The 13,595-nt window shown below is 41.3% G+C and carries 7 protein-coding genes; all 7 read right to left on the bottom strand.

The window, feature by feature from the left end; genetic code table 11:
* Window positions 1-21: 21 nt before the first annotated feature.
* Window positions 22-1,482: a hypothetical protein gene (locus tag DRF67_RS13865; RefSeq protein WP_123912745.1), complete on the bottom strand. Its 1,461-nt coding sequence runs from the start codon at window positions 1,480-1,482 to the stop codon at window positions 22-24.
* Between the two features lie 598 nt (window positions 1,483-2,080).
* The gene (locus tag DRF67_RS13870; RefSeq protein WP_115928889.1) at window positions 2,081-3,541 is read right to left on the bottom strand and encodes a RagB/SusD family nutrient uptake outer membrane protein; all 1,461 of its coding nucleotides are present in this window, start codon (window positions 3,539-3,541) and stop codon (window positions 2,081-2,083) included.
* A gap of 8 nt (window positions 3,542-3,549) precedes the next feature.
* Window positions 3,550-6,504 carry a SusC/RagA family TonB-linked outer membrane protein gene (locus tag DRF67_RS13875; protein ID WP_115928890.1) on the bottom strand — a complete coding sequence of 985 codons (2,955 nt, stop codon included), beginning with the start codon at window positions 6,502-6,504 and terminating at the stop codon, window positions 3,550-3,552.
* Window positions 6,505-6,703: 199 nt separating this feature from the next.
* Window positions 6,704-6,865 carry a hypothetical protein gene (locus tag DRF67_RS21575; protein ID WP_165851800.1) on the bottom strand — a complete coding sequence of 54 codons (162 nt, stop codon included), beginning with the start codon at window positions 6,863-6,865 and terminating at the stop codon, window positions 6,704-6,706.
* A gap of 853 nt (window positions 6,866-7,718) precedes the next feature.
* Complete coding sequence (locus DRF67_RS13880) at window positions 7,719-9,188, bottom strand: TolC family protein (RefSeq protein ID WP_115928891.1); 1,470 nt, start codon at window positions 9,186-9,188, stop codon at window positions 7,719-7,721.
* Complete coding sequence (locus DRF67_RS13885; protein ID WP_115928892.1) at window positions 9,181-12,342, bottom strand: efflux RND transporter permease subunit; 3,162 nt, start codon at window positions 12,340-12,342, stop codon at window positions 9,181-9,183. The genes DRF67_RS13880 and DRF67_RS13885 overlap by 8 nt, the downstream gene beginning before the upstream one ends.
* Window positions 12,343-12,357: 15 nt before the next feature.
* Complete coding sequence (locus DRF67_RS13890; RefSeq protein ID WP_115928931.1) at window positions 12,358-13,443, bottom strand: efflux RND transporter periplasmic adaptor subunit; 1,086 nt, start codon at window positions 13,441-13,443, stop codon at window positions 12,358-12,360.
* Window positions 13,444-13,595: the final 152 nt, after the last annotated feature.

Here is a 13,595-nt window from a genome sequence, read left to right on the forward strand (position 1 = left end):
AGGTGATGATACGGTATGAATTTACGGACAGGTGGGCGTATTGAAGCACCTCCATGCCGTTCCGTCATACAGTTTCAGGCATTTTGCTGTGGTGTCATACACCATCATTCCTTCCTGTGGAGATGCAATTGCATTTACCTGAAGTGTGCTCATTCTGCTGATGACAAACCCCTGGGTATTGGATTCTAAAACAGCATGGGCTGATTTTCTGAGCATCGGCCAGTTGTTGCTGTTGCCGCCGGCTCTTTTTAAAAGGGTAATTCCAAATTTGGAATCTATCCCTGCAGTTCCTGTATTGGCATTATCGTAGCATACACATTTCTGTATGAAATAATCATTGGTTGCAGGATAATACGTGTCACCAAATACCGGGGAGGATGTGGATACAAAATTGTTGGTTGCTCCGTTTGTTCCCTGTTGTTTAATTTCAAATTTAAATGTTTCGTTAGGCTCATCAAGTCCGTCATTTACTGACGTGATGTTAATTGCCACACCATCTTCATCGTTATTGGGACTTGAAAACCCTGGGATCACCCCTCCATCATAGTTTCCGGGAGGTACTGTGATCAGATAAATACTACTTCCCGGGGTGTGAGATATGGTTGGAGTACCGTTTGAATTGGCAACAGGCGTTAAGCTGATATCACTATCTGTAATAAATGCGGTCCCATTCGCAGGATTTACCAGTTGAACAGCTACTGTGGTTGCTCCCGTTACAGCACCACTAATTCTCAAAAACAAATTACCGTTGCTTGATCCTTCACATGAAGATAATGCATTAGAGAACTTTAAATCGATAAGCGGGTTGAGCGATATTCTGATGTCATCAAGGAAGTTACCCAGACCCGGACTTCCACCATCAACAAGAGCTCTGAAACCTACACGGTAAACACCGGAGGTTCCTGTAAAAGTATATGTACCTTGGTTAAGTGACCATGCAGACATACTCGCTGGGGTCGTGGTTGCTTTTACAGTGGCAATGTTTACCTGATTCTGATTTTCAATAACCATGGCGGCCTGTTCTGCAGCAACAGATCTTGCTCTGTGTCTGAAAGAATACGTAATGATATCTCCATTAGCCAGGTACATATTCTGATAAATCATTGAACTGACGAATGAATTCAGTTCGACGAAATTGGTTCCCTGGGCAGCAGGAACATTATTAAAGCCCGTACCCCATACTTCAATAGGATGGCAGGCACCCGAACTTCCGGCGGTACAGGCTCCGGCCTGCGTAGGGTGCGAGGTGTACCATGGGGATGTTGCTGCGGTACCGGCATCAAAGGTAGCACCGAATCCGAAATTAGCATCAAGCTGGTTCACTGTAGCATTTGCCACACCAAACTCGAGACCTGGATTTACCACCACTCTTGTCTGAGCAAAACCGGTTTGCGAAAACGTTAGCAATGAGAGTAAAAAAGCAGAGAACGACAGTTTTTTTGCATTCGCTGAAAAAAAAGTTTTTTGAATAGTAGTTTTCATAATCATGTTATATTCTTATACCAGTATGAATGAATGTTTTTAAAATAAAAACACTTTATAGTGAGAAATTTAGTAAAAAGTGAAAAATTATTTGATAAATAAATATGAAAAATATCCATATTTTAAAGTGTTTTAAATGTCCTAATTTAAATTATCGTAAAAATAATTTTTGTAATTATAATAGCTTATGGTTGCAAAAATACTAAAAAATATATTTATTGTATTGATTTTTTACACCTTTAATTCGTTGTAAAACAAGTGTTTCGTACCACATTTTAAACAAAGATTACAGAATAATCATCATAAGTGATTTTTATTTATATATTCTTAATATTACAATGCTTAGTGAATTATTATTAATTTGTGTTTTTTATTGATTTATTGTCAATGAAATGTATTTGCATATAAAAAAACATTTATAAATAGGGAAGCCCTGATATTCAGGGCCAGACTATGGATGGATCTCCGGAATTATTCATCCATCGCAGGAAAAGCTTATCATCCGTTCACGGATACAATAAGAGGCAGCCTTATTCAGACTGCCTCCTATTCAAAATATATTAAAATTGTCGTGCTTTTCAGCGTTTGTTTCATCTATTTATTCATTCTGCTTGATTTGTGGGTTATTATTAATCTCTTTATTCGGGATCTGGAATCTGAATTTATCAGGGGTCAGATTAAATCTTCCAAAAGTGTGGTTGGTTCCTGAATATATTCTTTCCAGGGGAATATTCAGCCTTTTCATATCAAACCAGGCGTAGCCTTCACCCCATAGCTCTATTCTTTTTTGAAGGATAATTTCATTGATGAGCTCACTTCCTGATTTTGAAGACAGGGTGTATGCCTGATCTCTTTTTGAAGAAATTTCGAACAGTACCTGTCTGGCTTCAGCTTCTCTTCCTTGTCGGGCAAGCGCCTCAGCTTCTATATAGTACAGGGAGGAGGCCCTGATGTAAATATAATCCCCTTCAAAGAGGCTCGGATCTTTGAATTTCCAGCTTACATATGGCGGATAATTTTTTGTCTTTCCGTTGAAAGTATAAGACGCATTTTGGCTGCCATTGAAGACCTTTTTACGGTAATCGGTCTGCGGAATCTCATCATAAAGACGTTTGTCAATCAGCTTACGGATCTGGGCCGCACCTGCATACCCTTCGTTGGTATTATCGAACATGGAAAAGAAAGAAGCATAGTAATTTCCTATACTCATTGTAGAGATGGTATTGTGGAACCCCCAGATCACCTCAGGATTGTTGATGTTGGAAAACCCTGTTGTTGTATAATCGTTTTCTGTCATTAAGGCAATGCCATTTTTACTTTGGGCAGCATATTGACCTGCTTTTATAAAATTTCCTGTTTGTAAATAAACTTCGGCAGCAATAGCTTTAGCTGTCCTTTGATCAATCTGGGCCCGGGTCGTACGGGCAAAGCTGTCCAGAAGTTGGATAGATTCTTCTATATCTGTTGTAATCTGTCCGTATACTTCCTGGACGGTGGATCTTGGAAGTCCCTGTTCTGGATTGGCACTCGTAAGTACTAAAGGTAAGCCTGGTTCGGACTCATGTCCTTTGTAATCATGAGCATAAAACCGGATCAGGTAAAAATAAGAATAGGCTCTCAAGGCCAGCAATTGTCCTTTAATTGCTCTGTTTTTGGTACCTGTATCGTTCCTGAGCTCATCAAGGAGCTTGTTGATGATAAATATTCTGGCATAGAAAGTCGTCCAGACAATTTCAGCGGCGGAATTACTGGCATTTGTTGCTTCATAATTATAAAACATTCCCAGGTGTTGATTCGTAGACTGGATAACATCATTAGACATCAGGTCAGCTCCTGATTTTATTCCCATAATTCCAAAATCGGAATGAGAAGTCGTACCCCCTGCGCCATTACTGCGGAGATCCAGGTATATGCCACCCAGAATTTTTTCAGGGCTTGATTGGTCCGTATTCAGCTGCTCGCCGGAAATATCTCCGTCCGGTAAGGTATTGAGATCACTGGCACAGCTGGTGGTAAGGCCAATGGCTATCGTTGCGATAAAGTATTTTATTGTTTTCATAGATTCTGTTAAAAAGTTAGTTTAAAGCCTAAAGACACACTCGACAGCAGGGAATACCTGTAGGAATCGGATACTCCGGTTAATGAAGCTCTTGGATCATAACCTTTTCTTTTCGACCATAAGTATAGATTGTTTCCTGTCAGATAGATTTTCAAACCGGATAAGCCTGCCTGTTGGGCAAACCCTTCAGAAAGCTGATACGACAGGGTAACATCCTGGAGGCTGATGTAGTCTGATTTGATCAGATACAAGGTGGAGTTTCCGTTCTGATTCGTTGAAGTAAGGTCTACCCTCGGTAAAGCCGCACCAGGATTTTCCGGTGTCCAGGTTTTGTCCAGATCGGTAGAATAATTGGAACCATACGTATCTGAATGGAACAGGCTTCTGTAAATGTCATCATAGCCGTATCCACCAAACTGGTAGGCAAAATTAACCGATAAGTTCAGCCTTTTATAGGTGATATCCGTCCCGAATCCACCATATACTTTTGGAATTGCAGATTTTCCGGTATTGTAGTCGGTTGCTTCCTTATAATTGTTGGTTACAGTCTTTTCTAATTTTTGGGTGACGGGATTCAGTGCAGTACGGTACCATAAGGCATCACCATTTTCGGGATTTACCCCTGCAAATTCCTTCAGATAATAGGTATATCGGTCACCCCCTTCGGTAAGAATAAACAGTCCGGTAACCAGTCCTGTATTTCTCTGCTCCGCCGGCAGCTTGGTGATGGTATTTTTGTAGTGGGTGGCGTTAGCATATATATTCCATTGAAAATCGTCGGTGCGAAGAATATCTGCATTGATGTTGGCCTGTATTCCCCTGTTCGTCATATCGCCGATATTTCCATACTTCACATACGACCCTGAATTAGAAGGGGGCAGGGGAAGAGTATAAATCATATCAGATACTTTTCGCTCAAAATAATCTGCGTTCAGCGTTAGCCTGTTTTTGAAAAGTGAAACTTCAAACCCGGCGTTCAGATTTTTGGAAGTCTCCCACTTAAGATCTTTATTTCCCTGCTTCTTCAGAGAAAGAACCGGTTTGTCATCACCAAAATTATTGATCCCGTAAATATCCTGATAGGCATAATAATCTCTCGTGGAGCTATCGATAAGGATATTATCATTTCCCTGCTGTCCGTAAGATACTTTCAGCTTTAAGGCATTGACCACCGAATTGTTTTTTAAGAAATTTTCTTTGGCTACATTCCAGGCAGCTCCCAGTCCGTAGAAATTACCCCATCTACTTTCCGGAGAGAACACAGACGACCCGTCTCTTCTTATATTGGCATTAAAGAAATATTTATTGTCGTAATTATAAAGCAATCTTGAAAAATAACCTTCTACTGCATATTCATAGCCGCTTCCTGATAAATCTGTTATTTTCACGGCATTATCAAAAGACAATGAATTAGGGAGTAAAAGCTGTTGCTTTGTGCCTGATATTCCTTCGTTTTTAATCTTGTTCAGTTCATGTCCGATGAGAATATTAAAGTTGTGTTTATCCAGTTTTTTCTGATAGGTAAGCAATTGCTGGTGATTCAGGGTGTATTTAAACTGAGAACCTCTTGTTATCGTTCCACCGACGGAAGAAGAGGTACCGCCTTCTGTATTTCCAAACTGAAGGTTTCGTACATTTTCAAGATAAGCCCCGAAGTTGTACGTGAAATCCAAACCTTTAATGATTTCATAATTTAATCCGAGATTAATATTGCTAACATTGGTTGTTGTTTGAGATTTATCTTTCTGAAGGTTGCCTACGGGGTTTTCAAAAACGGCATAGGATCTTGAGGCTCCGTTAGGTCCACTTCCGTCTCCATAATCATATAAAGCATTTCCGTCATTGTCATAAAGCCTTTGGTAGCGATTGTCGCGGAGAAAAACGGGATAGAAAGGGGCGATATTTCTGGCGAACTGGAAGGGATTCGAAAAGCCTCCCGTTTCCCCAAAGTCTTGTTTGCTGTAGGTATAGGACAGGGCTGTGTTTAACTTTAATTTTGAGGTAATGGAGTAGTCTACATTGGATCGAATTCCAAACCTTTCAAATCCGGAGGAGATAAGATAGCCTTTATCGTCAAGATAATTTAAAGAAGTATAAGACTTTACCTGATCACCATTGGCATTGATTCCTACTGTAGCCTCCCTTCTCAGAGCAGGCTTGAAAAGCAGTTTTCTCCAGTCATCCTGATAGAGCAGCTGTGCATCAGAATTGAATGAGCCATCCTGTCTGATCAGCTGATTGAAAGGAACATTATACACATTATATCCGAGCTTTCCCAGTGCGCCAATTCCTACATCATGCGGGGTAGGACCGGAAGGAACAGCACCCGGCTGCGTCAATCTGGCAATTTCTCCAATTCTCGCCCTGTTATAATAAGCCGTGTAATAATCCTGTGGTGAAGTGTAGACCGGATAATCTTCTATAGATCTGAAGTTAACTCCGGTTCTTACATCAGCCTCGATACTGAGTCCCTTGCTTTTGCCCCGTTTGGTGTTGACAATAATTACTCCATTGGCCCCCCGGGAGCCATATAATGCATTGGAAGAAGCATCTTCCAGAAAAGAAATACTTTCGATATCTGATGCCGCAATGCTGTTGAGGTTTCCACTGTAAGGAATTCCATCCAGTACAATTAATGGATCGCTGGAAGCATTGATAGAGCCTATTCCCCGCATTCTGATTGTAGGCTGGGAGCCGGGCTGACCGGAAGAGATCACCTGTACTCCGGCTACTTTACCTCCGATTCCCTGGAGGATATTTCCGTTTTGAAGATTGGAAAGATCTTTAGCCTTTAATGATTGTACAGATCCGGTTATTTCTTCTTTTTTCTGCTTTCCAAAAGCAACGACCACCACTTCTTTGATGGCATTTTCTTTGGAAAGGCTGTCTTTCGTTTGTGCGAAGCCATATTCTGCAATGAGGAGCAGGGCTAATACACCGAGTTTGCATTGTTTTTTTCTCATTCTATATCATATTTAAGTTTAAAATTGAACGGGTGTATTACTGTTGATCTCTCCGGTGATGAGATAATAAGTTCCTGCCTCCTTTTTCAGGGAGGGTGTAGTAGGGACATATGAAGTTAAGGGAGAGTTACCCTGATCAGATCATGCTTTGAACTGGCCGGGCTTTAATTCCTACAGTAAGGTGTATTTCTTCGGAAGGTTATGACATCATCATGGTACACATACTCATCATAGATTCAAAACACAGGTCTTTAGAATTGATGTGATGTTTTGAATGGCCATTTTCTGTACAGTCTTGCGGCTGAACAGCTGCAATAGCCGTGATGGTAAACTGGTAAGAATCAAAGTCGTTCTTATTCATGAGAATAAAGTTTATTTTTTTTAACTGGGTCAAAATTATTTAATAATTCATAAAGATGGCTAAATACGGGTATGAGAAAAATCATATTAGTCTACTAAATTAGTAGGTTATTGAAAATAGATAATGATTTTAAAGTGTATGTTGCTGTAAATAAGCTGTTTATTTGTTTTTGTTAAATGTTAAAAAGTTTTAAAAAAAGTGCACTGAGCATAATGAATTAAAATTAACATCATAAGTCTATTGTTTTTATAGACTTTTTGTTTATTTTATGACATCGGGAGTAGGGATCCTCCGTAAATAGTTTAACCCTTACAGGATGACAACTCTGTGATTAAAATGGAAGTGTGGTAATAGTAGAATGTTGTCCTATTTTGTAGGCTCACAAGAGTTTTAAAATCTGTGAAAATCTGTGGGATCTGTGGGAAACTATATCTCTCGCGGATTTTGCAGATCACGCAGATTTTATTTTAATACTTTTTATCGGCTTAATGAGCTTAATTTGTCGGATCTGTTTTAATCTGCTTACTGCCTTGAAGCAAACCAAAGAATAAAGACAGAGAGCCTTTCTCTAAAATGAAATCTGTGAAAATCTGTGTGATCAGTGGGAAACTATATCTCTCGCGGATTTTGCAGATCACGCAGATTTTGCATTTATTATCTTCACGTCTCTTCCCTTGAAGCAAAAGGAGCCACAATTATAGACAGAGAACCTTACGCTAAAACGAAATCTGTGAAGATCTGTGGGAAATCGAAATAGATTCTTGCCTAAATATTGCTTTACACCGTGTATCCCAATAAAAAAGGAGCCTACCTTTCGATAGACTCCTCGGTGAAAACAAGATTAATATGATATTTATAACTTTTTAATATCCGGAGCTGTCAAAGGATTTTGATCCCAGCCTCCACCCAGAGCGCGGTAGACTGCGACACTGGCTTTAAGCTGATTGACTTTTTTCTCCACCAGCTCAAATTTTGATTCGAGGGCATCACGCTGGGTCAGTAAAACTTCCATATAATCAGCGCGGGCGTACTTGAATAGATCATTTGAAATATCAATGGATTTCGTTAAGGCATTCACCTCTTTGGTTTTGATATTGACGCTGCTTTCCAGGTTATGGATTTTAGACAGCTGATTCGCTACTTCGATATAGGCGCTTAGGACCGTCTGTTCATAATGATAGACGGCCTGAATCTGTTTTGCATTGGCATTGGAATAAGCTGCCTTGATGGCTCTTCTGTTGATCAGAGGAGCAGTAAGTTCTCCTGCCAGAGAAAACAAAAAGGATTGCGGTTTAATGAGATAAGTCGGGTTAAAGGCCTGCAATCCGATACCGGCAGCAAGGTCAAGGGAAGGGTAGAATCTTGCTTTGGCCACCTGGATGTCGAGTTTTGCAGCAGCCAGCTCATATTCTGCCTGCTTGATGTCCGGGCGGTTTTCCAAAAGCTCCGAAGGAATTCCGCTGTATACCGCTTGCGGAAGAATAGCATCAAAAGAATCCTGAGTCCTTTCCACAGATTGCGGAAACCTTCCCACAAGATAATTGATTTTATTCTCCGTTTCAATGATTTTCTGTTGAATATCGTATTGCATGCCCTGGGTTTTCAGCACCTGGGCTTCAAACCTCTGGACTGCCAGCTCGTTGGATCTGGCATTCTTTTTCAGATCCCTGATAATGTCGAGAGCGTTATTTTGGATTTTAATATTTTGATTTAAAATAACCAGCTCATTGTCCAGGGCTAATAATTCGTAATAAGAATCTGCAATTTCCGAGATCAGGTGGGTTACCATGAAATTCTTTCCTTCGATGCCTGCCAGATAGCGCTGTACCTGAGCTTTTGTGGCATTGTGAAGTTTACCCCAGATATCCGTTTCCCACTGAGCCTGTGCTCCAACTCCAAAGTCGAACAAAGGTTCGGGCATTTCTTTCCCCGGTTCTATGTCTGTATTGGCTTCCATTGCTCCGATATTGGTGTACCGGCTTACTTTGTCAACGCCGGCGCCAGCCTTTAAACCAACCGAAGGAAGATATTCTCCTTTTCGGGCTTTGATTTCATTTTTAGACATTTCGATTTCCTGAAGCACGATATTCAGCTCCTGATTATTCTGAAGTGCCTGATTGATCAATGCCTGAAGGTTCGGGTCGCTGAAATATTCGTTCCACTTTAGCTTTCCTGTGTTTTGGGAATCATTTTCTGCGGAGCTGTATTTTTCAGGAACCGTTTTATTTTCTGTGCGCTCTGCTATTTCTATAGGTTTACAGGCAGTAAGACTTAATAAGAAGACTGCCAGACCTGTGTATTGATATATTTTTCTTTTATTCATAATGGATCATGTCTTCGCTTAGAGGTGATTCGTCTTCGTCTTTAATCATTTTTTTACCGTCAGACCATTTGGCAAATATGTAATAGAGACCCGGGATCACAATGACCCCGAATACAGTTCCTATCAGCATTCCTCCCAATGAGGAGGCCCCAATGGTGTGGTTTCCTATTGCACCGGCACCTCTAGCAAAAACAAGCGGCACTAATCCTGCGATAAATGCAAATGAAGTCATCAGGATAGGTCTGAAACGGGCTTTAGAGCCTTCTACAGCAGCGTCCAGAATAGAATCACCGGCCTGTCGCCTTTTGACGGCAAACTCTACAATAAGTACGGCGTTTTTACCTAATAACCCGATGATCATGATCAGTCCAACCTGTGCGTAGATATCATTTTCCAGTCCCATTGCTTTCAACAAAAGGAAAGAGCCGAAAACCCCTACCGGTAACGAACACAATACAGCAAACGGAATCAGGAAACTCTCATATTGTGCGGCCAATACAAGATAAACGAATACAAGTACCACCAGGAAAACATAAATCGCTTCATTACCACGCTGTGCCTCGTCAAAAGATAATCCTTCCCAGGCTACTTTGTATCCGTGAGGTAAAGATTTAGCCGCAGTTTCGTTGATAGCCTGAATCGCATCAGCGGTGGTGTAGCCGGCAGCAGGAAGTCCTCTGATGGCTGCCGAATTGTACATATTGTAACGGGTAATTTCGTTGGGTCCCTGTGTCTTTTTCATGGTCATGAAAGCAGAATAGGGAACCATTTCATCCCTGTCGTTTTTTACATATAAGTTCATGATATCGGTAGGAAGCCTTCTGAACTCCGGGGAAGACTGTACATACACTTTAAAGAACTGCCCGAAACGGATGAATCCTTGCTCGTAGGTGCTTCCAATCAGGATGTTGAGGTTATCCATGGCTTTTCCTATAGAAACCCCCTTCTGCATGGCCGCATTGTTATCGAATACCAGCTCATACTGGGGATAGTTCGCCGCAAAGAATGTGAATACTCCACTAAGCTCTTTACGTTTTTTAAGCTGAACGATAAAGTCCTTATTAGCCTTGTCAAAGTCCTGATAATTGGTCGTTCTGTTCAGGTCTAGCAATCTCATGGAGAACCCTCCTGAAGATCCGAATCCGGGAACGGCAGGTGGTTCAAAGAATTCAATCGTAGCTCCAAGGTCTTTTGATTTTTCTTCAAGCTCCTTCATGATTTCTTTGACCGAATGTTCACGATCGCTCCATGTCTTAAGGTTAATCAGACAGGTTCCCGCATTCGATCCACGTCCTTCCGTCATGATTTCGTATCCTGCCAGTGAGGATACCGATTCTACACCATCTACCCCCATTGCTATTTTCTGCAACGTTCTCGACACTTTATTGGTCTGTTCCAAAGTAGATCCCGGAGGCGTCTGAATAATGGCATAGACTGTTCCCTGGTCTTCATTCGGGATAAAACCACCCGGAAGTGCTTTGTTGATTACAAAGATTCCGGCACAGAAAGCGATCAGGATACCCCATGTCACTATTTTACGGTTGACAATTTTTCTAAGGAAAGCCGCATATTTACCGGTTACTTTATCAAAACCGTTATTGAAAGCATCTAATGCTTTAGTGAAGATATTAGACTTTTTAGGTTTTCCATGATTGTTTTTCAACAACATAGCAGCCAATACCGGAGTTAAGGTAAGCGCTACAACTGCTGAGATGACAATGGAACTTGCCATGGTAATCGAAAACTGGCGGTAAAAAGTTCCAACAGGACCCGTCATAAACGAAATGGGAATAAATACGGCCACCATTACAGCCGTAATGGCAATAATTGCTCCTGCAATTTCTCCCATCACCTCCTTTACTGCTTTATAAGGTGTCATATTACTTTCCTCCATTTTGGCGTGAACCGCTTCAATCACAACAATGGCATTATCAACCACAATTCCGATGGCTAATACCAAAGCGAAAAGCGTGACCAGGTTGATGGTTAATCCGAAAAACTGAATCACAAAGAAGGTTCCGATCAATGAAACGGGTACTGCAATAATGGGGATCAGGGTAGAACGCCAGTCACCAAGGAAGATGAAGACCACGATCGCTACGAGGATAAAAGCATCTCTCAAGGTATGCATTACCTGCTCAATGGAAGCATCAAGGAATTGTGAAACGTCGTAACTGATTTTATAATCTACTCCCGGCGGGAAATTGCCTTTCATTTCCGCAAGTTTTGCTTTCACGTCTTTAATCACATCGTTGGCATTACTTCCGTAGTTTTGTTTTAATACAATAGAAGCGGAAGGATGCCCGTCCAGGTTAGAATAAATATCAAAAAACTCACTGCCAAGCTCTACTTTAGCCACATCTTTTAACTTAACATTTTCCCCTTCTGCATTGGATCGAACGATGATGTTTTCATATTCTTCAGGTTTATTGTACTGGCCCTTATACGTCAATACATATTCAAGGGACTGGGCGGCAATACCGGAACTTTGCCCGATTCTTCCCGGACGTCCGATAATACTCTGTTCGCCGATCGCCTTCATCACTTCATCTACAGAAATGTCATACGCACGCATACGATCAGGGTTTAGCCAGATACGCATTGCATATCTCCGGCTCCCCAGGATCTGAGATTTGGCAATCCCATGAATACGGTTGATTTCCGGGATGATATTCACCATAGAGTAGTTGTACAGGAACTTTTCATCCATACTTTTATTCGTACTGTAAAGGTTCACGTACATCAGCATGCTTGGCTGAATCGGGTTGACGACAACGCCTTCTTTTTGTACCAGCTCTGGCAATAGGGGCATTACCTGATCTACTCTCGTTTTTACCAGCACTACTGCCTCATTCGGGTCAGTTCCGGGATCAAAAACTACATTTACGGTGGCTTCTCCGGCACTGGTGGCATCGGTGGTGATGTACCGCATTCCCTGAACACCATTAATGGCATTTTCAATGGTGATCAAAGAGGATTTTACCAGTACATCAGCACTGGCACCAGGATAGGCGATAGAAACGGCTACTGTTGTTGGGGCAATCTTGGGAAACTGTTCGGTAGGAAGTTGTTTCATGGCGATACCTCCCATAAACAGGATGACCACCGATATCACAATCGCGAATACCGGCCGGTGTATTACTTTTTTAAACATAATGCTGCTTTTGGATTACTCTGCATACAGATCGAGGTTCGACATTACTTTCTCGGGTTTTTGATACCTGGAAGCGATTTTCTGGTTTTCCTGTACCATTCGGAGACCGTCCAGAAGGATTCTTTCATCCTTTCCAAGTCCGGAAGCAACCACATAAATGTGCGGGAGTTCAGCAGCAACTTTTATTTCCCTGGCTTTTACTTTGCCCTCTTTGGTGATCACATAGACGTATTTCTTTTCAAGCTCTTCAAACGTAGCTTTCTGAGGAATCATCATGGCATTCGCATAAGGAGAAGTAATGACGATATTTCCTGTCTGTCCGTATCTCAGCAATCCCTTTGGATTAGGGAAAGTGGCTCTGTAGGCGATATTTCCTGTTTCGTTGTTAAAGTCAGATTCGATGGTCTGTACAATACCGTCCTGTGAAAATTCCTTGCCATTGGCCATTCTCAGACGAACATGCATCGGGTTGCTATCCTTTTTAGTGTCCATCTGATCCAGATATTCCGCTTCAGGAACGTTAAAATATACCCACATTTTGCTGTTGTCAGAAAGTTCGGTAACCAGCTCACCTTCATCTACAAGGCTTCCTTTCCGAACATGCAGTTTTCCAACAATTCCGCTAAAAGGAGCGCGGATTTCTGTAAATCTCAAATGGGTATTCATTGAAGACAATTCAGCCTGGGCTTTTTCATATTTTGCTCTGGCCATGGCCATTTCCTGAGGGGCTACGATGTCTTTATCAGAAAGATTCTTGGTATTCTGATATTCTATCTGCGCATATTTTGCCTCAGCTTTGGCACGGTTGACATCAGATTCATAAAGGTTGGGCATGATTTTGAATAACAGTTGCCCTTTTTGTACAAATTGTCCTTCATCTACATAAATAGACTGGATGTAGCCTTTTTCCTGCGCCCGAAGCTCAATATGATTGATAGAACGGATTTGTGCTACGTAATCTTTGTTAACCAAAGTATCTTTTACAAGAGGACTTGTTACGTTGAATGATGCTGTTTCTTCTTTTTCTTTTTTTTCAGATTGACAGGCTACAAACAAGAAAATAAGGCACAAGTGTATATACATGAGACTTTTCTTGACCATGATAATAATGTTTTTGTAATAATTTATAATTGAAAAATAGACTTCCATGCTCTCCCAACAGAGTAGAAGAGTACATGAGGGATCAATACAAAGCTTTCCGGAAATTCAGATCACAATTACGGATTGGGCATGTGATTCCTTTCCCGGATTTG

Origin of the sequence: Chryseobacterium pennipullorum (assembly GCF_003384725.1) — a bacterium.
GTDB classification, from domain to species: domain Bacteria; phylum Bacteroidota; class Bacteroidia; order Flavobacteriales; family Weeksellaceae; genus Chryseobacterium; species Chryseobacterium pennipullorum.

What these genes read in the sequence shown, in the direction of transcription:
- DRF67_RS13865 (WP_123912745.1), bottom strand. Translation starts at nt 1,482, where the DNA reads ATGAAAACTACTATTCAAAAAACTTTTTTTTCAGCGAATGCAAAAAAA.
- DRF67_RS13870 (WP_115928889.1), bottom strand. Translation starts at nt 3,541, where the DNA reads ATGAAAACAATAAAATACTTTATCGCAACGATAGCCATTGGCCTTACC.
- DRF67_RS13875 (WP_115928890.1), bottom strand. Translation starts at nt 6,504, where the DNA reads ATGAGAAAAAAACAATGCAAACTCGGTGTATTAGCCCTGCTCCTCATT.
- DRF67_RS21575 (WP_165851800.1), bottom strand. Translation starts at nt 6,865, where the DNA reads ATGAATAAGAACGACTTTGATTCTTACCAGTTTACCATCACGGCTATT.
- DRF67_RS13880 (WP_115928891.1), bottom strand. Translation starts at nt 9,188, where the DNA reads ATGAATAAAAGAAAAATATATCAATACACAGGTCTGGCAGTCTTCTTA.
- DRF67_RS13885 (WP_115928892.1), bottom strand. Translation starts at nt 12,342, where the DNA reads ATGTTTAAAAAAGTAATACACCGGCCGGTATTCGCGATTGTGATATCG.
- DRF67_RS13890 (WP_115928931.1), bottom strand. Translation starts at nt 13,443, where the DNA reads ATGGTCAAGAAAAGTCTCATGTATATACACTTGTGCCTTATTTTCTTG.